Consider the following 22,809-nt stretch of genomic DNA (forward strand, 5'->3'; position numbering starts at 1 on the left):
TTCCGTACGATTTTGTGTCAATGGGCTTATTGGTATTGTTTTTTTAGTCGTCGATAGTATAGTAGAGTTCGTATAAAATAGGATCCAAATAGGATGATGATGATTGGAAATACAATTAAATTAAATATTTCTATTGGAGTAGTACCATTGTCGTCTCTTAAATACAGTTCTATATTTGTTTTCGTAATAAACACATAAATAAGAACTAAAGGGAGAAACATGAACGTATAAGTAGCTGCTATACGTCTAGCTTGTTTAAGATGCATTTCTCCATCGCTATATAATTGAGGCTTTTCCTCTGCTTCGTTGTATTCCTTCGACCAAATGTTCCATTTTTGAATACTATATTTTGTTGAAAACACGTGATTCCAACCGCTGTCCCTGTGGATGATTTCAGAACTTACCTTTGATACATTTTGATACTCCGTGCAATAGCTAATTTTTCGTGGCTTGCCTAATAAGAAGTAGAATACAGTCCCTGTTTGATTTACACGATAAAGATTGTACCCTTGTTCCTCCATATTTTCTAACCACTTTTCAAGTTTATCCGGAGCATACATCCAATTTAGTTTTCTCCGTTTTACTAACTTCCCTTCCTTCTTCCATTCTTTTTCTTGTTGTTTATTAACTGGCCTATTATATTCTACAAATTGATTTTCATCATTAGAATGACTTTTAAGTCCTAGAGAATCTAATCGTTTATTGGTCTTGCTTATTTTTACAACGGAATAAATAGAGATCATTATAAGAATTATTCCTAAGGCATAAAACGAATATGTGATGAACCATAGGGGACTTTCCTCCACTGTTATTTCAAAGGGCTCATTGCTAAAATATATTACACCGAATATGAAACTTAAGTTAAGAATATTTAAGCCAAAAAGACCTAATATACCTATAAAAATAAAATAGCTTATACGATTTCGTTTCATAATACCTTCACGGTTTGAAAAGGTGTTTATTTCTTCTTTTGTCTTTTCATTTACCATCACATACCATTTTTTCTTTTGGACTACCTTCTCCCAACCATCTTCCTTTAATGAGGAAGGTAACTCTCCATTCCCCTTACTGTCGTAGCAAATTTCATAAATCTTCCTACTTGGCTGTTCCTCTTTAAAGAAAAATTGCCGAGTATGACGATTAAACCCAACAAACTGGTAGCCCTTCTCCCCCATTTCAGTGAGCCATGCCTCCGTTTTCTGAACATCATAGCTCCAAAAAGGTCTAAACACTTTTTTAATCATAAAAGGCCTCCCCATACTTCAATGCATTTTCATGTAATTCCTTCAGTCTCTCCATTTCCACCACAATGAGTTGTTTTCCAGTTTCCGTTACTTCATACACCGTTTTCCTATGGCCGTCTGCATATACTGTGATGATTCCATCCTTCTGCATTTTTGTCAGTGTCCCGTACACAGTTCCTGATCCAAGCCGAATTCGAGAACCTGTAATTTCCTCCACATGCTTTACTATGCCATATCCGTGTCGTGGTTTAGTCAATGAAAGTAAAATATAATAGGCTGTTTCTGTCATAGGAATATACTTTTTTATTACTTTATCCATGTTCATTTATTCCGCCTCTTTCCGAAAAAGATACCTAAATGTACAGCACCTAAGCAGGAGCATTCGTAAAGGGATTTCCACAATAGGTCACGATGTGATATACATCATGATACGACTATATCACGACGTGACATATAGTGCAATAGACAATTTATTTAGAAATTAGTTTACTTGTTCCCCATCCACCTTTGTTTTTTGTTGCAAATACAACAATAATCAGCTAAATTGGATGTATAAAAGTTTTATTGCATTTACAACAAAAAGTGCTTAGGAGGTAAATATGAAGGAAATTCTTCGTGAAATTGGAATGATAGCACGAGCATTAGATTCCATAAGTAATATAGAATTTAAAGATTATGACCTTACAAAGGGTCAGTATTTGTACCTTGTCCGAATATGTGAAAATCCTGGTATCATTCAAGAAAAGTTAGCTGAGATGATAAAAGTTGATCGAACAACAGCAGCTCGTGCTATTAAGAAATTGGAAGTGAATGGTTTTATTGAAAAACAGGAAGATGAACATAACAAAAAAATAAAAAAACTCCTCCCTACAGAGAAAGGAAAATCTGTTTATCCTTTTATTAAAAGAGAAAATGATCACTCAAATGACGTTGCATTAGATGGATTTTCCGATGAAGATACAGAAAGCCTTTTCCACCTTCTACATCGAGTAAGAAAAAATATAGAGAAAGACTGGGAATATGTAAAAAAAGGAAACAAGAGAACTTATTAAGGAAGGAACGAGATATTAAAAATGACTATAAAGATTAAAAATTGTACTCTCGAAGATTTACAGATTCTCCAAATAGTTAGTGTCGAAACATTCCAGGATACATTTAGAAATCAGAATTCACCTGAAAATATGAACGCCTATATAGAAAGGGCATTTAACATAAAACAGTTGGAAAAGGAATTGTCCACTGTCTCATCTGAATTCTTTTTTGTTTATGTTAATGATGAAGTGGCTGGATATTTAAAGGTCAATACCGACGATGCTCAGTCTGAAAAAATGGGAGAGGAGTCACTTGAAATCGAGAGGGTTTATATAAAAAATAACTATCAAAAACAAGGGCTTGGGAAATATCTACTAAATAAAGCATTGGAATTAGCGAGGGAACGTAATAAAAAGAAAATTTGGCTAGGTGTTTGGGAAGAAAATGAAAATGCTATTTCTTTTTATAAGAAAATGGGCTTTGTTCAAACCGGAACTCACTCTTTTTATATGGGGGAGGAAGAACAAACGGACTTCATAATGGTTAAAACACTTATTTAGAAATCTATTAATAGAAGGCACGAAGAAAATTCTTCGTGCCTTTTTTCAATGGGAAAGATACTTTTATTTGGGTTTAAAATGTTCTGTTATTATATGAATGAAAGTTATCGTTTATTAAATAAATCTGGATCCTGGCCAACTCGTTTATTTTCATTTAACGAATTGATTTTATTCATGTCACTTTCACTTAACTCAAAATCAAAAATATTTGCATTTTCTTCTATCCGGTGACGTTTAATCGATTTTGGAATCGTTACGACGCCATTTTGTAAGTCCCATCGTAAAATCACCTGTGCAGTAGACTTCCCGTGTTTTTTCCCAATTTCAACTAGAGTCGGATGATCTAGTAATTCGCCACGCATTAATGGAGACCATGCTTCTAACTGAATTTTGTTCTTTTTACAAAATTCATTGAGCTCTACTTGTGTAAGCCGCGGATGATACTCCACTTGATTTACCATCGGAACAATTTCACACTGCTTTATTATGTCCTCTAGGTGGTGACTTTGAAAGTTACTTACTCCAATTGCTCGTATGCGCCCATCTTTATATAGTTTCTCAAAGGCTTTCCAAGTCTCGATGTAAGTACCATACTTCGGAGTTGGCCAATGAATTAAGTATAAATCAAGATAGTCTAACCCTAATTTACTCATTGTTTTTTCAAATGCCGCTAAAGTTTCTTCATATCCTTGATCTGCATTTCTTAATTTTGAAGTTATAAATAGCTCTTCACGAGGAACATTGGATTCAGCTATTGCTCTACCAACACCTTCTTCATTTCCATATGCTGATGCTGTATCTATACTTCTATAGCCTAGCTCAATTGCTGTTTTCACAGAATTAACAACTTCTTCTCCTTCTTTCACTTTAAATACCCCTAAACCAAACCAAGGCATTTTAACACCATTATGTAATGTGGTTGTGCTTTGTAAGTTATTCATCTCCAGTTCCTCCAACTCCTAATATTATTACTTTTAGAGAAATTTTCTAGCTTATATAGAAAAGTATAAATTTACTTCTCCCATATAACAACTACTGAAATATTTTTAATATAATGAAAGGCTTGTTAGTAACTATTACTAAGTATAGTTACTATATAATCGTTATACTAACTTTGTTTTTTCTAATAACTTGGCTAGATACCCTGAAAATAGCTAACCTTAATAGGTTCAACGCGAGAGTATGAGGGAAGAAGCTTTTCGCTAATCCTTTGCTCCCTTTTCAGGCTCATTGGCTGACTCCTCCGTTCCTGCAAACCTCCTATTCACTCTTTGCAGGCACGGGGGATACTTCCTCTGTGACTGCAAACCTCTTTTTCACTCTTTGCAGGCACGGGGGATACTTCCTCTGTTCCCACAAACCTCTTTTTCACTCTTTGCAGGCACGGGGGATACTTCCTCCGTGACTGCAAACCTCTTTTTCACCCTTTGCAGGCACGGGGGATACTTCCTCTGTGCCTGCAAACCTCTTTTTCACTCTTTGCAGGCACGGGGGATACTTCCTCTGTGACTGCAAATCTCTTTTTCACTCTTTGCAGGAACGATGGATCCTTCCTCTGTGCCTGCAAACCTCTTTTTTACTCTTTGCAGGCACGGGGGATACTTCCTCCGTGACCGCAAACCTCTTTTTTACTCTTTGCAGGCACGGGGGATACTTCCTCCGTTCCCGCAAACCTCCTTTTTACTCTTTGCAGGCACGGGGGATACTTCCTCCGTGACTGCAAACAGCGTTTAGGCAATTTGCAGTACAATAGGACCCTACTAAACGACTGCAAAGTTACAAAATCATAAGATGTGATTGCAGTGTAAGAACATTTTTCATTCCCCATGGTGCAAATTCTAACATGCATGGGTACTCTCTCCTGAAAAAGAAAAAACGCACTGTCAATACATGTGCGTTTAACATAAATATATAAGTTTTAGTAGCTGGAAATGCTTATTTTCACCCATTAATTACTTTGTTAACTGCTGCCTATCCTCTACTTTTGGCGGCTCCTCCATCCAACCATTTTTGATCATGATTTCTCCCCCATTTTTAGCAAAGGAGTAAACCTTTGTAGAGAGTCTAGCCATTGTCATTGGCAGATCACTTCTCAAGCTAAATGCCCCACCAATTGCGTTGCTTCCAAGGCCAAATGTACTTAATAAATTCGTTAAATACATCATCATTTTTTGTGAAAATGGAGCAACAGTTGAATTTGTTGCTTTACCTGCATGAGTTGCTGGAGGTTCTATATAATCTCTACGCAAATACTCTCCTAAAGTTGTCTCGATGTCTTTTGATAATTTCATCCCTTTAATAAAGTAATCTTTAACCTCTTTATTTGATGAAGCTTGGGCAAAACCTAACATAAGCTGCATTCCTGCTAAATTGGTCTCGATAGCATGATGAATTAAAGAAAGCTCTGTTGTATTTAGTGAACGTGTTTCCTTTACTATATGAAATCCAGATAAATAGTCTGTACTCCGAACAAAGGAAGCCTCTTTTGGCATGGATACAAAGGGTGGTGGAACAAGTGCACCTTTTTCCAACAAAAATTGGCAGCATTTATCAAACATCTTTTGTGAACTTACTGTTAATTGACTGAAAAATGATCGGATATCTTGACGGTAGGACATAGTAGAATATAATGCATAAAGGTTAACCTCTATTTTTGAAATCATATGTAGAAACATTATTTCATAAAGGTAGTCAAATAGCTTTGGCGCCCCCTCCTTTACATCCTCTTCCGTAAAACCTATAGGGATAGCTGCTTCTTCTTTATTGAAAATAGACTTAATTGAACTTACTGTATCGCTAGAATCATCGTATGCCTCCGTCAATAATTGTTGGACTTCTTTATCATCTGCATGCTCAAGAAAATGCTCAAAGAACCTCATCACCATCGTTTTTTCCTGATAGGACATCCATAAATTATTCAATTCTGAAGACGTCAACGGAATGTTATTAGTAGACATATTATTACAATCTCCCTTAAATATATTTAACTAATTGTCAACCTACCTTTAAATTAATATTAGGATTGTTATAAATACAATTTTATATGCAAACTTTTTTTCCACATCATCCGAATGCTAGGCTGCTTCTTTCTCTGGAATTTCACTTTTCTCATTTTTTCTAATTAACATCGCAGCAATTAAAGCAGTAATTGGAATGGATAAAATCAATCCGATACTTCCAGCCACAGTTCTTAGGATTTCTACCGCTAAAAATTCCATATGAATTAATTCCGACATAGGACTTTCAAAACCATAAAGAACTAATAGAATAGGAAGAGCAGCACCAACATAAGCCAATATTAATGTATTTGCCATTGTCCCCATAATATCTCTTCCAACATTCATTCCTGATGTAAATAGCTGCTTCTTTTTAATTAATTTATCCGTCTTCCAAACCTCATCCATAGACGATGCAATGGAAATAGCTACATCCATTACAGCTCCCAAAGCTCCAATTATTATGCCAGCTAAAAGAATACCTTGAAAATCAAATTGAATATCCTGTGAAGTAGTAATGTAGAGCATCCTTTCCTCTTCACCGTGAAGGCCTGATAAATTCAGAACTTTTGAGAAAATGATGGAAATAACTGCAGCTGAAATTAGACCACCAATTGTACCTGTGATTGCTGCAAGAGTTTTTCTTGAAAAACCACTAATAATGACAAAAGTAGCTACAGTAACAATGGTCCCTGTAATAATAGCTAAAACAACTGGATTATAGCCAGCAAATAGATAAGGTACCATAAATTGAAAAATAATCCATAACGTTAACCCTAGCGTCAAAATTGATCGAACACCTTGTTTTTTACCAAATAGTAAAAGCAATGCGATTAGAAGCCCTATAAGTAAATAGCTTGGGAAGTCTCTTGTATAGTCAACAATATCAGCACTAAAAACATTCCCATCCATCAAATTCAATTGGATAATGATTGTATCATTCTCTTTTACCCAAAGATCTCCATCTCCAGGGTAATTATAGCTTTCTGCAATGATCGTTTCCCCTTCGTAATCTCCAGAAAGGACCTCCACTATAGCTCGCTGATATGACATTTCCATACCAGTAAAATCATCCGTTCCTTCATTTTCTTCTATTATTTCTACAACTTTTCCCTTCGTTCTTAATGTCTCAAAAGTACTCTGATTTGTATGTTGAAAAGTATCATAGTTACTAGCGGAGAAACCTTCAATTTGTGGTGCTCCTACAAAAAATAGTGAAATGAACAATAATACAGAAAAAACTATTTTCATATACAGACTTCCTTTACTTTGAAATTAACTTACGTGATTTTACTAAACTTCATTACTATCACATGAAATTGTTAAGTTTCTATGAAGTAACTATCTTTTAATATATTTAATAGATTTGTTACATGATTGTTCTTAAAACTTCATCTTTTCTTCATAAATTCTCCCTATTGTTTTTAAAAGAGAAACACTTTTGAATGGAGGTATGTAAGTGGCTATACTTACTAATAAAAAATCAGGTAGATTTAATATTTTAAAGCATATAGTACCTTTGCCCTTGTTACTCTTAGGGTTATTATTTTTTCCTACAAAGTCCTTCACCGAAAGTGATGCACAAGGATTTATCATCGATTCTGTTTATCATTTGTATAGTGATGATGAGCACATTGGTGTATTCTTTGATAAAAATGAAGTAGAGCAGTTTTTCAATGAATTATTAGAAAAGAATGAACAAGTGTATTCCACAATTGATTTAACCTTTGACAATAATCTGCGTTGGGTGGAGGAAAGAGTTTTTCGTTCCATAAGCGATCCTCCCCCTGAAAATGATATAAATAAAAGTATTGTAGAAGATCATTTCCAAATTGTAACGGAAGCAAAAGCGGTTCAAATAAAGAATAAGGTGATTGGCTATATTCCCATAGACACAGATACAGACAAAATAGTAGATGAGCTTATAGAAGAATTTATTGACGTAGATGACAATATGATGGAAGAGGAAATAGAAAATTTAGAAGAGGTTCTATCAGTAGGAGAATCATTTATTCAAGATATAACCATTGAACCATCTATTGATTTCAAAAAAACAACTGTCTCGCCTAAAAAAGTCACCTCCTTTAGAGAAATCGAAAAAGAAATTTTTATTGGAGGTGAAGTGTTAGATACATATGAAGTGCAAGCAGGAGACGTACTAGGGAAAATAGCAAAGAAATATAATATGACAATAGAGGAATTACTAGAAATAAATCCTACTATCCATAGTGAGGAGCAGCTACAAATAGGCACCGAACTAACGATTGAGACAAATGAACCTTTAATAGAAGTAATCATTACTAGATTTTTAAAAGAAGAAGAGGCAATGGAATATAACACGATTGTAGAAAAGGATTCATCCTTATGGAAAGGGGAGACTTACACAAAGCAAGAGGGAAATCAAGGTCGTAAAGAAGTGGTATACAAAATGATTACTACTAATAATAAAATCGAAGAGAAAGAAGTAATCCAAGAAACAATAGTGAAAGAAAAAACGGATAAAATCGTTGTAGAAGGTACAAAAGAGGTCCCTTCTCGAGGTACTGGTAACTTTACCTGGCCCACAAATGGTGGAGTTATTACAACGTATCAAGGAATGCGGTGGGGAAGCTTTCATAAAGGAATTGACATTGCTCGCCCTAATGATTACTCCATTTTAGCTGCAGATAATGGGACCGTTACTTTTGTAGGTTGGATTAATGGATATGGAAATACGATAGCAATTAATCATAATAATGGATATCGAACACAATATGCTCATTTAGCTTCAATGAACGTTCAAGTTGGAGATGTGGTTAGTCAAGGAAGCAAAATTGGTGTAATGGGATCAACCGGTATTTCTACTGGGATACACCTTGATTTCGAAGTTTATTATAACGGTAATCTTTTAAATCCGATGGATGTGTTACCTAGTAGATAAAATTTTTACGAACATTTTTATTTTCTTCATACCATCTTCATATGTAGTGGGTAAAATTAAATTTATAATAAGGAAAGGAGATGGTTTTATGAAGAAAAAACTTATTGCTTTTTCTGTAGCAGTTCTTGTTCTAAGTGTTGGAACCGTCGGCTTTGCAGCATCTAATTCTGAAGAGGGAAAAACATTCAATTTTTCAGATATGCTGCCATTTATGGAAAAAATGCATCCGGAGGCAGATGAGGAGCAGTTAGAAGAAATGTATAATAACTGTCATGGTGATGGAGGCATGATGAGCAGTAACAGCAACGGTGGTATGATGAACAGTAATATGATGAATCAAAATGGTAAGTAAAATTCTCTCACTTATTAAATTCTAAAGTAAAGGAATCGAAGACATTAGTCCTCGATTCCTTTTTTTATTAGTAAGTATTTTCTCAATAAAGTTATTCGATTAATGATGAGATTATTTAATTCACGGTAAAAGATATTCATCAACATTGGCTCTCCTACTTTTTTCATCTATAAGTAACGTTATTTTTTCTAGGAGTTTCATGGGGTCAAATGGCTTTACAATATAATCATCTGCACCAAGCTTTAACCCTTCTATTGTTCTTTCTGTATCTCCTATTACAGACATTAGAATAATGGGAACTTGCCTCTTAGTATGACTCCTAATTGTTTTTAATAGTTCATACCCTTCTGATCCTGGCATAATAATATCTAAGATAACAAGATGATATTGATTGAAAGTGATTTTATCAATCGCTTCTTTTCCATTCGTAGCTACATCAACAATGTAAGGGGTAGTCATCAAACAAATAGAGAGTAACATCCTCATTTCCCTCTCATCATCAACAATTAATATTCGTTTTGTCATTTCACTCCCCAACTCACTTTCCAATGCCTCAAAATAAATAATAACGTGTCAATCTTTTTTACTAGATCTCTCATGCAAGAAACACTTGCACCATGGGGGGATGAAAATATTCTCCCAAAGGTGGTTCATTCGTTACAGGCAGGCGCTTTCACCACAGGCATAAGTGTGACATCTGTTCATGCTTCACAATGTCTTCTTTACCGTGGGGCACGAAGTGGGGTGTAGCGAATGTTTAACCTGCCCTTTATTTGCTAATACAATTAAGTTTGATAACATCTATTTTCAGGGTAAACTAGACTTCAATCGGTTTCGCATTAATAATATATCGTTCTGGTGCATCACCAATATATCGAAACGGATAGCATGTAGAAACAGTTAATACTTCATCATCTATCTCGTAATCAATAACTGTCCGATCATCCTTATCCACAATAAATGTCTCCTCTATAACGTATTGGAAAGTACCATAGCTCATCTTCACTTCAATTATGTCTCCTACTTGTAGTTCTCCTAGGTTGCGAAAAACTGTATCTCTATGCCCGGATAATAAAATTTGTTTCTCTTCTCCAGGAAATCCAGTTCCAATAAAATGACCCACACCACTTTTTAATTCTTCCTCATCAGTGCCTTCTACAATAGGGTACTCCTCATCCAATGTAGGCATTGCAAATATTCCAATAATATCTCCTCGTTCCGGTTCAATGATTGAGGATAAACCATCCTCTAAATTGCCCCTTTCCCTACTTTCAGCATAGACAATATTCTGAGCTTCTTTCATCGCACTATTTTTTTCTGCATTCATCTCATAAAATTGATACCCACCAACACCTAAAAAGTAAATGCTTGCTAAAATCAAAGTAATACCAATCCACTTACCCAACGAATAGTCCCTCCTTCAACATGTTTTTTAGCTGTATTCATAATAGGTTCTTACATTATATAGTTTCACTTGAATCATATCAGCTAAATATAGAGTTTTTATGAAGTACTATATAATGTCACATTTCAATGTTTCACTCCTACAGCTAATGCAATAGGATTCTAAAGTGCTAATGCGTTTAGCCCTTTTCTGTTGTAGTTTAATAATAAAAAAGCTATTACCTTTAAAGAGAAATTCTCTTCTAGGTAATAGCTTTTTTCAACATTATTAAAATATTTTTTTCCGAAAATTCAGTATCTTCCTTTTTTCTTATGCCTCTGTATCCCTATTAATATACATTAAACTCATCTGGGTTCCTACCTACTCGTTTATCTTCATTAAGACCGTTTATTTTTTCCATATCCTCTGCACTAAGCTCAAAATCAAAGATATTAGCATTTTCTTTTATTCGATGAGGCTTTACAGACTTAGGAATAGTAACAACTTCTTTTTGAAGGTCCCAACGCAAAATAATTTGAGCAGTAGATTTGTTATACTTGTTAGCAATTTCTTCTAAAGTTGGGTTATCCAATAACTGCCCTTGCATAAGTGGAGACCATGCTTCAAGCTGAATGTTATGCTTTTTACAAAACTCATGTAGTTCTCCTTGCGTAAGTCGAGGATGGTACTCTACCTGATTTACCATAGGAACAATGTCACACTCAGCCATAATATCCTCTAGGTGGTGAATCTGAAAGTTACTTACTCCTATTGCACGAATACGACCATCCTTATAAAGCTTTTCAAAAGCCTTCCAAGTTTCTACGTATTTTCCTAATTCAGGTGTTGGCCAATGAATTAAATATAAATCTAAGTAGTCTAATCCTAATTTCTCCATCGTTTCATCGAAAGCTGCTAAGGTTTCATCATAGCCTTGGTTTGAATTCCATAGCTTTGATGTAATAAATAACTCTTCACGAGGGACATTAGCCTCAGCTATTCCTTTACCAACCCCTTCTTCGTTTCGATAAATTGCTGCAGTATCAATGCTTCGATAGCCAGCTTCAATGGCCGTCTTAACAGAATTTACAACTTCTTCTCCATCTTCAACCTTAAATACGCCTAGTCCAAACCATGGCATCTTTACACCATTATGTAATGTCGTTGTACTTTGTAAGCTTTTTACCATTCTGTTCAGCTCCCTCATTATGTTAAAGTCTGATACTATACAAAAGTATAAATTGTCTTCTATCATATAACAACTACTGAAATATTTTTGCTATAATAAAAAAGGAGTTATTTACTATAGTTTTTGTAGTAACTATATCGTATCAATTATAAGGAGGGGAAATAGAAATGGAAACAAAAGAACTACATATTGAATGCTCCATTGAAAAAGCACTAAGTGCTATTGGTGGAAAATGGTCTTTCCTAGTTTTAAGGGAGCTTTTTAATGGTACGAAGCGCTTTGGAGAATTACAAAAAAACATTCAGAAAATCAGTCCGAAGGCTTTAACAGATACATTGAGAAATTTAGAGGAACAACAAATTGTGACACGGACCGTATATCCTACCGTTCCCGTAACTGTAGAATATTCACTTACAGAAAAAGGGCATGCCTTAAGACAAATACTCAAGGAAATGAAAAAATGGGGATCAGAATGGGCGTAACTTCTTTTTATTAAAATTGGATAACTTCTATTAATTAGAGTCTTTTCGTTGATGAAACAACAAAACCTAGCAGAAATTTGCTAGGTTTTGTTCATTACAGTAGACATCTTATGTTACATACAAGAATTTCACTGGTTTTCATTTTGACTTATTATGATTTCCCCATGGTGAAATTTCCACTTTCATTGGAGGACTACCCTTCTACTATGAACGTAGGAAAAACAAGTCTAACAATTTAGCCCAAAAGCCCTTTTCTTCCTCTTCTTCTGTGGATTCTTTTTTATCTGAATCAATCTGAATCTTTTCTGTTTTAATTACAAACTGCACTGTGTTTATTTTATCGTTATTGTCTGATACAAAAGATACAGGATCAAAATCAGATCTATCAAATTCTGCAATCATTTTATCTATTTCCTCACGCATTTGGTCAGGCATATCAGACGTAGCTTCATATAACTTATCCGTTCCATCACCAAGCTCCCCGACTCCTGATTCAAGTTCACTTGTTCCATCTGCTAACTCCACAATGCCAGTATGGATATGACGATAGGACCTTGCTAACTCAGAAACTCCGTCAGTATAGCTAATTAGACCTGAGTGAAACTCTTCATAACCAGAGGAGAACTCATTTAAACCTTCCTCTAATTCCTCAAGATAATTCATATTATCCATTTCTTCCAAGGCAGTAGCCATTTCACTTGCAATAGTATCTAACGACTCACTCCACTCTCTTACAACATTACTAATATCGGAAAAGGAAACTTCAATACTGTCAAACCTTTCGCTGGCCTCTCTATAGGCTTCTAATGCTGTTACACTAGCTTCGTGCGTCTCAAGTAAACGATCAATTAGTTCTCTATCTACTCCACTTTCATACAATTCCTCTATTTCTTCATCAGAAATAGAATATTCTGGGATGTTCTCCATGGCACGATCTAATTCGTCATATGCCTCTGAATAGTTCGTTTCTAAGTTATCTAGCTCGTCAGCAATCCTTTGAAGGGTTTTTGCTAACTCTTTGAGCTCCTCTGGGAGTTGCTCTAATTCATCCACATCTATTTCTGGAATATTTATTTCTCCAAGACCTTCGCTTACAGAACTACTAATTAGCTGAATCATTTCATTAATTTGAGCAGACCCATCAATCAACTCTGAGGAAGCACCACTTACTTCGTTCATTCCATCATTGTATTGAGCCGAACCGTCCCGTAAGCTTCTCACACCTTTATTTAAATCAGTCACACCAGATTTTAGTTCCGAAACACCATCATTAATTTCTCGTATTGCATCTGCTAACGTTTTAATATCATCTGTCATCCCATTAACATCTACATCGATTGCCATTGAAGATGGTATACCTGCTATTTCAATGGCATCCATTTCAAATTCAGTTACATCTGCTGCAAAACGAAGGACTTCCTCTTGCTCAGGCATGACTGTAAAATTGATCTGCTGTTTTTTCCCCGCATTTGCAATGGTTGCATCTGGGGCTTCCACATTTCTCATAACCTCTGATGGAATGGTAAGTGATATTTGAAGCAAATAATGCTCAAAAAATGTCTTATCCACATCTTCGTTTGCAGAGGTTTTGATCATTATTTGTAGCCGACCATCTTTACCAGATAACTTCTCAGGTTCTATCTCTTTTCCATCTAAAAAGTAGGAAATAGTAAAGTCCCACGGCAATTGTTCATCTGTCATATTTCCTTGATAATAAAATTTACCTGTTGGAGCCTGAAGAATAACTTTGTTATCTATCACTTCTATTTCAGATAAATCGGTTAGATTTGTTACAGCGTTATATTTTCCATAATCAACTATCGTACCTGCTTTCGTTACATCTAATATATTTACTACATAGATCTCTTGTTGTTCTCCTGTAGCACTCATTGTGGCATATACTACTTCATCCTTCGATTCAAATTCCCCGTCTGTATCGATCAGTGCTTCCTCTTCTTCCGTAATTCCGTCTGTATTTTCGTTATTCGATGTTGCATGGACAAGAAATGAAGGGAAGAAAAGTAAAATCGCCATGGAAACAAGAAGTAATCGTTTTTTTCTCATGATCATTTCTCCTCAAAATAATTTGCTTTATAGGTCGTTTTATTAATAAATTTATCAAAGACTAACAGCATCGCTGGTAAGAAACAAAGAACCATAAGAAAGGCAAGCAACGCCCCTCTACCTAAAAGTATTCCTATGGAGGATACAATTGGATTCGAGGAAGTGATCCATAAAATAAATCCTACACTGGATAATATGGATGCTGAGACGAAAATGGAAAAGGTTTTTTCATCTATTGTTTTCTTAATTGCTCGTAATGCTGGCATTTCTTTCCGATGCTCATTATATGTTTCCGTAAATAGAATTCCGTAGTCTACTGTTGCTGCAAGCTGTACCGTGCTGATAATCAAGTACCCTACAAAAACAAGATCTGTATTGCTGAAATACGGAACGGAAAGATTTATCCACACAGCTGATTGTATAGTCAACAATAGGACGACTGGAATAGATATTGACTTAAATGTAACAATTAAGACAATTGCAATAGCAACTACCGTCAAAATATTTACAACTGTGTTGTCTCTCGTTACTGTCTTTTTCATGTCATACAGGGTTACACTTTCACCAAGTGAGTACACGTCATCGCCATAATAGGAAGCGGCTATGCTTTGGACTGTTTCCACTAAAGCAAATGGTAAATCTCCTTCATTAGGAAGATCTGTATATAGAATAATTCGACTGTAATTTTCCGAAAAAAATTGGTCTCTAATGGATACATCCATGTATTCTGGAGGTATAACAGGACTTATTGCATCTACATAAGCGATCACGCTAGTTACATTTGTCAAATCTGTTAAGTCTTGAACAAGTTCCACCTCTTTAACTAGATCACCCTTAGGTACTAATAAAACAATAGGAGTAGATTCACCAAATGCATCTTCTATGATCTTAAAATCAGCACCGGCTCTTGTATGCTCTGGTTGTTCACCAAGTCCATACGTAAAATTTGTGTTACTTTGTGCTAAAAAGCTTGGAATGAGAATGACGAATACAATGATTAAGCTAGGTATTCTAATTTTTACAATTTTATTTCCTAATCCATTAAAATTACTAATCCATTGTTTATGCTCCGTTTTATCCATCCATTTATAAAATAGGACAGTGAGTGCTGGTAAAAATACCATCACACTAATAAAGCTGAAAAGGATTCCTTTTACAAGGTTTACACCTAAATCAGCACCAATTCCAAATTTCATAAACGTAAGTGCGATAAAACCAAAGAAGGTTGTTGCCGCACTTGCAGTGATTGCAGGAAAGGATTTTTTCATAGCAAGCTGCATTGCTTCTTCTACGTTATCTGTTTTTTTACGATAATCTGAAAAACTGTGTAGAAGAAAAATTGCATAATCCAATGACACTGCTAATTGTAATATTGGTGCCACAGACTGCGTAACGAAAGATATTTCTCCTATAAAAATATTAGTACCTAAGTTAATTAAGATAGAGACACCAATAGCAGTAAGGAAAAACACTGGTTCTACCCAGGATGTAGTTGATATAACTAAAATGAAGATAATAATAGGTACGAGAAGGGCTGCAGCATACATAGCCTCTGTACCAGCCATTTTTTGTGAAACAGCTGTATCTAAAGCTTCTCCAGTCATGGCATTTTCTTCTCCAATAAGTTCGTAAATGGCATCCGTTACTTCAACCTCATCACCACTTCGGACACTAAAGGAAAACAGCGCATTCGAATCTTTGTAGTAAGATTCAATCACTTCCGTGTCTACCATTTCCAATGGTATTTTCAAATCAACGGCATCATCTAACCAGAGAACATCAAAAACTCCATCAATGGCTGCAAGCCTCTCTTTAAAATCTAGTCCTTCTTGCACAGAAACATCGTGTATCATAACTCGATTATTTTGAACGGAACCGCTGAATTCCTCTTCTACTATATCCATTGCAATAGTAGAGGGAGCTTCCTCAGGTAAGTAGTCCACCATATTGTAGTTAATAGACACAAAAAGGAACGCAATGGAAGAAATGATAGCTATTATCATAAATGTTATTACTATTGCTTTTTTATGTTTCATTATTCTTGCTGTTATGTCGATCAGAACCACACCCTCTTGCATTCAATCTACTCTACAATTATAATGACACCGTGTTGGATATTCAACAAACAGTTTATTATAATATGTTTAGTACCCAACAGTACAATCTAAAAATGTTGGATATCTACTATAACGAAAGGGGAAATATCATGTCATCTGAAAAAATGGATCGTCGGAAAAAATATACTCGCATGGTTCTAAAGGAAAGCTTAATGAAAATTTTGAAGGTAAAACCAATCTCATCAATTACAGTAAAGGAAATATGCGAAGTTGCAGATATTAATCGGTCTACATATTATTCTCACTTTCAAGATCAATATGACCTTTTAAAGCAAATTGAGGATGAATTCATTGAGGATATGAATATAACGCTGCATTCTTATGATAACAATAAAGATGAAGAAGCATTACAAATGATTGAGCAAATTCTCCTTTATGTTTCTAAGAATAGGGATATGTGTGAAACCTTATTTAGTGACCATGGGGATATTTCGTTTAAAAATAGAATTATGACCGTGGCATACAATCATTCCGTAAAGAATTGGGTCTCTGAATCAAACATTCACAAAGACGTCTCTAAATACGGGAGCCTATTTGCTATAAGTGGATGTATTAGTGTAATCGAAAGCTGGCTAAGTAATGGAATGGACAAACCTCCAAAGGAAATGGCAAATATAATTTTCAACCTTACGAAGAACGGAATCGATTCTTTCAGTGAGTAACTACTAATAAAAGATTCTAGTTAGGATAATGTAGAATTAGGAAGATTATAGATTCTTATACAGATATTTTATATTATATTTTACTATCCACTAAGTAGGTACAAATGACTACAACATAGGAACTGTGACTATTTTTCGCCACAATTTTACATGAAATATTGAAATTTTATGTAAATTATGATAAATTTATAGAGATTTTATACTAATCATTTTTCCCTACATATAATAAAAAGAACTTATCTAGTAAAAAATCAAAACGAGGACTATAAGTGAAAAAGAAACAACTGTATAAATATACTCATAATTAGTAATAGAGTTTATCTGTCATTTTATTTTCTATTTTCATTTTTATTTAAGCTATTATACTTATTGTCATAGTGTAAATACATATAAATAAAAGTGATAGGTCAACGTTTTAATAAGTGAGTATATGAACTGAAGGTTTCGTTTAATGTTTTTTATGATGATTTAGTCTTTCTATTTTTGTAGGGCGAATGAACATTATTATATTAGGAGGAAGATATATGTCTGAAAACACTCAAAAAATAGTTGTGCAGCAAGCACCTTCAAACGGATTGGCTACAGCAGGTTTAGTAATGGGTATTCTTGGAGTGGTTTTAAACCTTATTCCATTCATCCCCTATGTATTTGGAATTTTAGCAATCATTTTTGGTATCGTTGGAATGCTAGGTGAAGTTAAAAAAGGTGTTGCTAAAGCTGCTTTAATTCTTGGTATTATAACAATTGCACTTAAGTTCATGTTCTGGATAGGACTTGGATTCCTAGGAAGCCTATAAGCAAAATGAAACTCACTTATTACAAAGTAATGAGTGAGTTTTTTTTTGCATAGATTATTTTAAATAGCCCTTGAATAGGTTAACACCCTATTCATGTCTTCTTTCTTCCCCGTACTCAAGCAAATCTTTTCTTTAATACTTAGAATATCCCCATTTCTTCATCTCACGTATATTGATGCCTTTCATTAATTTTCCACTACTTTACTTTTTATCCCCAATGTATAGGGCAATAAATTTCAGAAAATAATACATTTAGCATCGTCACTGGGGAATTTTAGAATTACCTACACCAGTTTTCATAAAATTAAGTGGAATGGGTGGTTGTTATGTTAGCTGTACTTGTCGTTAGATTACTATTCCTTCTCCCATGGTTAACACTGGTTTTGATGAAGAAGGAAATAATAAAACGATACACACCAGTTGCTACCTTTTCCGCCCTGTTATTTACATTGCATGGTGAAATGGCCTATACACAAGGTTGGTTGGAACAAAAAGTGACTATTACCGATTGGCTGATTACCTTCGTACCATTTACCTATGGCAGCTTTCTAGTAGGAACCATATGGATTTTTGCTCTTACCTATGGACGAATATGGCTTTATTTGATAGTGAATATTGCAGTTGATGCCTTTTTCGCATTTGGATTGCATCAATTTCTCATCGTTCCACTAGGAATTGTGAAAGATCTAAAGCACGGACCTTTCGAAGTGTTCATCGCTTTTGTCATAATGGCTGTCATTTTATATGTATACCAACTGTGGGTAGACGGTGCCCTCCTTTCTACAGAAATCACAGATAAAAAAAAGGGTATCCGGGAACGTCTAATGTACATCATACGAGATTTTAAATAAATCTTTTCACACGTGGCTTTACTATATCTCTCCATGTGTTATCTTCTTTTTTTACAAAATCCAGCCTGATCTAGTGAGACTTATAGCTGCCCACACCATTAATGACAAAAATAGGACAATCACGATTACTTTTTTCATAGTAACCCCCCCAGCAAGTATTAATCGAAACTCTTACTTTCATTTACGATTACTTCTTTACGAAGTTTCAACCGTTTTAATATGAAAATTAGCAAGAATGGATTTTAACAATAATCCTTAATACTTATATACCATTACCATTACCTTCATCAACACCATCAAAGGTTTCCAACTGATTACCTATCCGAAATTCAGTTTCTACATTCTGCCCTCTTCTCAACTGTTTTCGACGGCAAACTCATATATTCTCACCTTCAAAAAACAAAGGATAATCTGTATCAATGATTTTTAATACCTCATGTACTATTTTTATCCACTCATGATCACTTGTCATTTCTGGATTTGGTTCGTCAGTATTCCATAATTTGTCGTATTCTAATAAAAGTCCCTCAATGTCAGAGAAAATGTTAGATATAAATTCTAAATAGTCTCTTTCACTCTCTGATAATGATTCAGAATGATTAGCTATGCTCCTTAGGGAATGTTCAACAGCATTTATAAATGATGTGCTGTTATGGTGTTGATAATAATAATCTTTATCTGAAAGGCTTCTAGCTGATGTTTCTAGATTAAAGAAGTTTTCTTTATAAGAAAATGCGTAACCAAGATTTTGTTTTGCAGCTATCCTTTCAGCAATATCATCTTCCTCAAGTATTATATTTACAGCTTCTTTAACCCTATAAAAATATAAATGTGTATTAATATAAGATTCTTGAAGATCACTATCATATTCTTCTAAGCTACTTTTTTTATCAGTGAATAGATTAATAATAAAATATCCATTTATTAAAATACTTATGGCAGCAACTACTACAAAAAAATATATTTTTTTACTATTAATATTTCCACCACCCTTATTAAAGTTTTGACAATATCACCTTAGGAAATTAAATTTGAAATAGATAATAAAATTGTTTAACAAATACTAGGGTTTTATATCTTCCTCTTCTGTGATTACATAGGAGCATAAAATTCACTAAAACAAATAATTTTTAAAATTCACCCCTTTCCAATTAGTATAAATGTTCGTGATTTATAATGAAATAAAGAATGATGAAATTGACTCAAGTTTCAATTATTAGAACAATCTCTCTCTTATTATTATAATTATCAGAAATAATTGTTAAATATGGGAAACTATATGGGTATTGATTTATATACAAAGATGGGCTGGTTCTCCCTTTGATTTACGGTATTGATAAAGAACCAGCAGATAGATTATTTACTAATTTTTATCAAACTATGAAAAAAATTGAATCCCCATATTTGCTAATATAGCTATGACAAACCCTGTCACCCCTACACTAATACCACTGTATAGCCATAATTGTACTCTGTTAAATTTCAAAGCCTTGGCTATTATTCCTATAACCCAAACACCGGTAATTGGAGTAAGAACCAATATGAAAAAAGCACCGTACTTCTCCATTCGTATTCGCCATTTTCCTCTCAGAGACTTTTCACTAAATTTTTTCATAAACTTAAATTTCATTAGCCAAGTATAAAAAAAGTCAATCAACGGAATCACCATCCAATTGCCAAGTGATGCCCAAAGAAATGCATCAAACCAACTAAGCCCTACTGATAACCCTACAGGAACTGCAAGATATATTTCAAAATGTGGAAAAAAACCTGCAAACCATGTTGTAGCTGCTTTACTAATGTATTTTAATATCTCCATCAAACAATAACTCCTTTCAAATATAAATCTCAAAGTAAACTATTTTCAAAACGTCATTACAATATAATTAATTAAAAGAAATATACATACTTCCTTTCTTTCAAAAGTTAATGTACAATGAATTCATTACTGAACATTTTGTTCGATTTAATTGTAAATGATTTATAATATAGTAGTAAATCATCAAACTTAAAGAAATGTACGTTATGAAACAAATTACTGAAATTGTCCGAAATGAGGGAGGAGTATTATGAAATCTAATGAATACGACAGAAGAGTATGGAAAACCCGTCAAGCTATCCACGATGCATTATCATCACTTATGGAGGAAAAAAAGTACAGTAAAATTACTATTCAGGAAATTATTGATCGGGCTAATGTAGGAAGGTCAACCTTTTACTCACACTTCGCTACCAAGGATGAATTGCTGTTTAGCAGTGTAGAGGATTTATTGGAAATACTTAACCAATATATAAAGAGCTATATTGAACATGATGAGGAAAACCCAAGATTGATATCAGTAGTAGATTTTTTTGAACATATACAGGAGAACAGCAAGATAATGAAAGGATTATTAAAATCAGAGGGGGGCGATTTGTTTTTTGAAAAAGTGGAAGCATACTGGAATGATGGAATTGAGGAATACCTTCAGTCGAAGCTACCTAAAGGAAAAGCACCCAAGGTACCTATAAAAATCTTGTCAAATCATATTTCCAGCACCTTGCTCAGCTTGTTAAAATGGTGGGTTAAAAATGATATGTCCTATACTCCAATACAAATGGATCAATATTTTAGAGATTTAATAGACCCATGCATTGATTCGGTTGTTTCTAACCACTCTACAATGGATTAAAAGAGTCTAAAGTTATTGATTATTACCGAACTTCCTAAACGAGAAAGCTCATCTCATATAGGGTGTGAAGAGTATCATCCTAATGAATATTATGATTGAAATGTATAGTAAACCCTTTTTTATAAACACCTTTCTAAATGTAAATATATAAACTTGCCTATTAATAACTTCTCGAATCCTGTAAAATGTAGAATAGGTATTTAGTGGAAGGGGTACATAAAAATGGGTTCTAAATTAGTTGGAGAAATAGTTGAACAAGGTGAATTAGGTATGGGAGAAATAGACTTGACTAAGATCTCTTTAGATAATTTTGAACTTGAGAAGAAAAGGGTAAAGAATATAAGAGAAAAAACAGCTTTATTAATAGAATTAATTGATTCTGAAACAGATATTTTTTATGGTTTCTCGCCAAGACCAAAATTTGAAGTACTAGGGGGCCATAAGATTGCATTTAATAAAGGAGCTAATCTTAATGAAGTAAAGGTCATGAATCTATATTTCAGGTTCCGTAAAGCTAACCTTGATGGCACTTCTTCAGCTATAATGTATAGGGACCTCGACGGTAATGAAATTATATTACTTTTACCTGATGATACTAAAAATAGGATAGAGCTAGAGTATAATAAATATGTAGATTACGCAAATAAACTAGTTTTTAGTAGTGATCCAATGATGTCAATGAACCCTGATGATCAAGATCATCTCATAGAAAATTTACGTTTACTCACTATTCCAGAACGTTGCGCACAATCCTTGATGCATGAGTATGGTCATGTATTACATTGGAGAATATTTGATCAATTAGATTTAAAGCAACGATCCCAGCAATATCAATGGTTTTATCAAAATGGTTATATTGACAATGTTGTAAAACGTTATCCTGGTTTTGAAAGTTTATCAGCAAATGATAGACTTTACATACTAAAAGAAAGTTTTGTGGAAGATTATCGTATTTATTTGAACTTTAATGCCATAAATGATATGTTTATATTACCTAACGTAGTAAGTTTTGTTGGAGACTTTTTACATCCGGAACTAATATATGAAGGAGTGAGGATAATGGCTAAAATGATTGAAGGTATACAAGAAAAACAAGATATCCATCGTACTAATGATAATCATCAAGAGCCTAACAGACTCCATACTGCTGATATGGTTTGGGATCGTTTCCAGCGCCATGGTTTAGGTTCTCATATGAGTGAACAAAATCACACGAATACTATTAGTGAGTTTCAAAAAGTAGAAAAAATGAAAATCGGAAATTGACGATTTGTTAAGATAAAAGACTCTTGTAACAATTGTTACAAGAGTCTTTTTTATTACCTCCACTTTCTATATATATGTTTTTCAAACAACCTGTATAGCAGAATACTTCCGGATTATCTCAATGTTTTTTCCTTATTGCTGCTTCATAGTATAAAGTCTACTGTGCAGTAGCTGTTATACAAATAAATTAAATTCTTGAAGTCAAGTGGGACAAAGTCCCT

22 protein-coding genes are annotated in these 22,809 nt (G+C 34.1%); 10 read left to right on the forward strand and 12 right to left on the reverse strand.

What is annotated here, in order from left to right; genetic code table 11:
* Positions 1–26: 26 nt before the first annotated feature.
* The gene (locus tag QA612_RS16030) at positions 27–1,244 is read right to left on the reverse strand and encodes a DUF2812 domain-containing protein (protein ID WP_278284822.1); all 1,218 of its coding nucleotides are present in this window, start codon (positions 1,242–1,244) and stop codon (positions 27–29) included.
* On the reverse strand, positions 1,237–1,569 hold the full coding sequence (locus QA612_RS16035; protein ID WP_278284823.1) for a PadR family transcriptional regulator: 333 nt from the start codon (positions 1,567–1,569) through the stop codon (positions 1,237–1,239). The genes QA612_RS16030 and QA612_RS16035 overlap by 8 nt, the downstream gene beginning before the upstream one ends.
* Positions 1,570–1,843: 274 nt before the next feature.
* Here QA612_RS16035 and QA612_RS16040 point away from each other — a divergent pair, with 274 nt between their 5' ends.
* Positions 1,844–2,296 carry a MarR family winged helix-turn-helix transcriptional regulator gene (locus QA612_RS16040; protein WP_278284824.1) on the forward strand — a complete coding sequence of 151 codons (453 nt, stop codon included), beginning with the start codon at positions 1,844–1,846 and terminating at the stop codon, positions 2,294–2,296.
* Positions 2,297–2,317: 21 nt separating this feature from the next.
* A complete protein-coding gene (gene paiA, locus QA612_RS16045) occupies positions 2,318–2,836 on the forward strand; it encodes a spermidine/spermine N(1)-acetyltransferase (protein ID WP_278284825.1) in 519 nt (172 codons plus the stop codon).
* 104 nt (positions 2,837–2,940) lie between these two features.
* Here paiA and QA612_RS16050 read toward each other — a convergent pair whose 3' ends face one another.
* From QA612_RS16050 to QA612_RS16065, 4 genes are all read right to left on the reverse strand, one after another.
* A complete protein-coding gene (locus QA612_RS16050) occupies positions 2,941–3,777 on the reverse strand; it encodes an aldo/keto reductase (RefSeq protein WP_278284826.1) in 837 nt (278 codons plus the stop codon).
* Positions 3,778–4,256: 479 nt separating this feature from the next.
* Positions 4,257–4,403: a hypothetical protein gene (locus tag QA612_RS16055; protein ID WP_278284827.1), complete on the reverse strand. Its 147-nt coding sequence runs from the start codon at positions 4,401–4,403 to the stop codon at positions 4,257–4,259.
* Positions 4,404–4,788: 385 nt separating this feature from the next.
* Positions 4,789–5,793 carry a DUF3231 family protein gene (locus QA612_RS16060; protein ID WP_278284828.1) on the reverse strand — a complete coding sequence of 335 codons (1,005 nt, stop codon included), beginning with the start codon at positions 5,791–5,793 and terminating at the stop codon, positions 4,789–4,791.
* A gap of 117 nt (positions 5,794–5,910) precedes the next feature.
* Positions 5,911–7,083 carry a YibE/F family protein gene (locus QA612_RS16065; protein ID WP_278284829.1) on the reverse strand — a complete coding sequence of 391 codons (1,173 nt, stop codon included), beginning with the start codon at positions 7,081–7,083 and terminating at the stop codon, positions 5,911–5,913.
* A gap of 208 nt (positions 7,084–7,291) precedes the next feature.
* Between QA612_RS16065 and QA612_RS16070 the strand changes: the two genes are divergently transcribed.
* Positions 7,292–8,752 (forward strand): peptidoglycan DD-metalloendopeptidase family protein, encoded by a 1,461-nt coding sequence (locus tag QA612_RS16070; RefSeq protein WP_278284830.1) that lies wholly within the window; start codon positions 7,292–7,294, stop codon positions 8,750–8,752.
* Positions 8,753–8,840: 88 nt separating this feature from the next.
* The gene (locus QA612_RS16075) at positions 8,841–9,104 is read left to right on the forward strand and encodes a hypothetical protein (protein ID WP_278284831.1); all 264 of its coding nucleotides are present in this window, start codon (positions 8,841–8,843) and stop codon (positions 9,102–9,104) included.
* A 120-nt stretch (positions 9,105–9,224) separates the two neighbouring features.
* Here the strand turns inward: QA612_RS16075 and QA612_RS16080 are convergent, their stop codons facing one another.
* The 3 genes from QA612_RS16080 to QA612_RS16090 form a co-directional block, all read right to left on the reverse strand.
* The gene (locus tag QA612_RS16080) at positions 9,225–9,629 is read right to left on the reverse strand and encodes a response regulator (protein ID WP_278284832.1); all 405 of its coding nucleotides are present in this window, start codon (positions 9,627–9,629) and stop codon (positions 9,225–9,227) included.
* Between the two features lie 292 nt (positions 9,630–9,921).
* Positions 9,922–10,509 (reverse strand): class D sortase, encoded by a 588-nt coding sequence (locus QA612_RS16085; protein WP_278284833.1) that lies wholly within the window; start codon positions 10,507–10,509, stop codon positions 9,922–9,924.
* A gap of 328 nt (positions 10,510–10,837) precedes the next feature.
* Complete coding sequence (locus QA612_RS16090) at positions 10,838–11,677, reverse strand: aldo/keto reductase (RefSeq protein ID WP_278284834.1); 840 nt, start codon at positions 11,675–11,677, stop codon at positions 10,838–10,840.
* Positions 11,678–11,844: 167 nt separating this feature from the next.
* Between QA612_RS16090 and QA612_RS16095 the strand changes: the two genes are divergently transcribed.
* Positions 11,845–12,159, forward strand: a complete 315-nt coding sequence (locus tag QA612_RS16095) for a winged helix-turn-helix transcriptional regulator (RefSeq protein WP_278284835.1) — start codon at positions 11,845–11,847, stop codon at positions 12,157–12,159.
* Positions 12,160–12,363: 204 nt separating this feature from the next.
* On the opposite strand, the gene QA612_RS16100 is transcribed toward QA612_RS16095, so the two are convergent.
* Positions 12,364–14,223, reverse strand: coding sequence for a YhgE/Pip domain-containing protein (locus QA612_RS16100; RefSeq protein WP_278284836.1), 1,860 nt, complete (start codon positions 14,221–14,223; stop codon positions 12,364–12,366).
* 2 nt (positions 14,224–14,225) lie between these two features.
* Positions 14,226–16,301: an efflux RND transporter permease subunit gene (locus QA612_RS16105; RefSeq protein ID WP_278284837.1), complete on the reverse strand. Its 2,076-nt coding sequence runs from the start codon at positions 16,299–16,301 to the stop codon at positions 14,226–14,228.
* A 128-nt stretch (positions 16,302–16,429) separates the two neighbouring features.
* On the opposite strand from QA612_RS16105, the gene QA612_RS16110 reads away from it, so the two are divergent.
* From QA612_RS16110 to QA612_RS16120, 3 genes are all read left to right on the forward strand, one after another.
* Positions 16,430–17,002 carry a TetR/AcrR family transcriptional regulator gene (locus tag QA612_RS16110; protein ID WP_278284838.1) on the forward strand — a complete coding sequence of 191 codons (573 nt, stop codon included), beginning with the start codon at positions 16,430–16,432 and terminating at the stop codon, positions 17,000–17,002.
* Positions 17,003–17,526: 524 nt separating this feature from the next.
* Entirely contained in the window at positions 17,527–17,799 is a 273-nt protein-coding gene (locus QA612_RS16115; RefSeq protein WP_278284839.1) for a DUF4190 domain-containing protein, read from the forward strand.
* A gap of 326 nt (positions 17,800–18,125) precedes the next feature.
* Positions 18,126–18,650: a hypothetical protein gene (locus tag QA612_RS16120; RefSeq protein WP_278284840.1), complete on the forward strand. Its 525-nt coding sequence runs from the start codon at positions 18,126–18,128 to the stop codon at positions 18,648–18,650.
* 1,378 nt (positions 18,651–20,028) lie between these two features.
* Here the strand turns inward: QA612_RS16120 and QA612_RS16125 are convergent.
* Entirely contained in the window at positions 20,029–20,469 is a 441-nt protein-coding gene (locus tag QA612_RS16125; protein ID WP_278284841.1) for a small multi-drug export protein, read from the reverse strand.
* A gap of 250 nt (positions 20,470–20,719) precedes the next feature.
* On the opposite strand from QA612_RS16125, the gene QA612_RS16130 reads away from it, so the two are divergent.
* Together QA612_RS16130 and QA612_RS16135 are read left to right on the forward strand one after the other, a co-directional pair.
* Positions 20,720–21,322 carry a TetR/AcrR family transcriptional regulator gene (locus QA612_RS16130; protein ID WP_278284842.1) on the forward strand — a complete coding sequence of 201 codons (603 nt, stop codon included), beginning with the start codon at positions 20,720–20,722 and terminating at the stop codon, positions 21,320–21,322.
* Positions 21,323–21,544: 222 nt separating this feature from the next.
* Positions 21,545–22,588, forward strand: a complete 1,044-nt coding sequence (locus QA612_RS16135) for a hypothetical protein (protein WP_278284843.1) — start codon at positions 21,545–21,547, stop codon at positions 22,586–22,588.
* Positions 22,589–22,809 lie beyond the last annotated feature (221 nt).

Source organism: Evansella sp. AB-P1 (assembly GCF_029688925.1).
Classification (GTDB): domain Bacteria; phylum Bacillota; class Bacilli; order Bacillales; family Salisediminibacteriaceae; genus Evansella.

Coding starts and splice junctions, on each gene's coding strand:
- QA612_RS16030 (WP_278284822.1), bottom strand. CDS start 1,244: ATGATTAAAAAAGTGTTTAGACCTTTTTGGAGCTATGATGTTCAGAAA.
- QA612_RS16035 (WP_278284823.1), bottom strand. CDS start 1,569: ATGAACATGGATAAAGTAATAAAAAAGTATATTCCTATGACAGAAACA.
- QA612_RS16040 (WP_278284824.1), top strand. CDS start 1,844: ATGAAGGAAATTCTTCGTGAAATTGGAATGATAGCACGAGCATTAGAT.
- paiA (WP_278284825.1), top strand. CDS start 2,318: ATGACTATAAAGATTAAAAATTGTACTCTCGAAGATTTACAGATTCTC.
- QA612_RS16050 (WP_278284826.1), bottom strand. CDS start 3,777: ATGAATAACTTACAAAGCACAACCACATTACATAATGGTGTTAAAATG.
- QA612_RS16060 (WP_278284828.1), bottom strand. CDS start 5,793: ATGTCTACTAATAACATTCCGTTGACGTCTTCAGAATTGAATAATTTA.
- QA612_RS16065 (WP_278284829.1), bottom strand. CDS start 7,083: ATGAAAATAGTTTTTTCTGTATTATTGTTCATTTCACTATTTTTTGTA.
- QA612_RS16075 (WP_278284831.1), top strand. CDS start 8,841: ATGAAGAAAAAACTTATTGCTTTTTCTGTAGCAGTTCTTGTTCTAAGT.
- QA612_RS16080 (WP_278284832.1), bottom strand. CDS start 9,629: ATGACAAAACGAATATTAATTGTTGATGATGAGAGGGAAATGAGGATG.
- QA612_RS16090 (WP_278284834.1), bottom strand. CDS start 11,677: ATGGTAAAAAGCTTACAAAGTACAACGACATTACATAATGGTGTAAAG.
- QA612_RS16095 (WP_278284835.1), top strand. CDS start 11,845: ATGGAAACAAAAGAACTACATATTGAATGCTCCATTGAAAAAGCACTA.
- QA612_RS16100 (WP_278284836.1), bottom strand. CDS start 14,223: ATGAGAAAAAAACGATTACTTCTTGTTTCCATGGCGATTTTACTTTTC.
- QA612_RS16105 (WP_278284837.1), bottom strand. CDS start 16,301: ATGCAAGAGGGTGTGGTTCTGATCGACATAACAGCAAGAATAATGAAA.
- QA612_RS16110 (WP_278284838.1), top strand. CDS start 16,430: ATGTCATCTGAAAAAATGGATCGTCGGAAAAAATATACTCGCATGGTT.
- QA612_RS16115 (WP_278284839.1), top strand. CDS start 17,527: ATGTCTGAAAACACTCAAAAAATAGTTGTGCAGCAAGCACCTTCAAAC.
- QA612_RS16120 (WP_278284840.1), top strand. CDS start 18,126: ATGTTAGCTGTACTTGTCGTTAGATTACTATTCCTTCTCCCATGGTTA.
- QA612_RS16125 (WP_278284841.1), bottom strand. CDS start 20,469: ATGGAGATATTAAAATACATTAGTAAAGCAGCTACAACATGGTTTGCA.
- QA612_RS16130 (WP_278284842.1), top strand. CDS start 20,720: ATGAAATCTAATGAATACGACAGAAGAGTATGGAAAACCCGTCAAGCT.
- QA612_RS16135 (WP_278284843.1), top strand. CDS start 21,545: ATGGGTTCTAAATTAGTTGGAGAAATAGTTGAACAAGGTGAATTAGGT.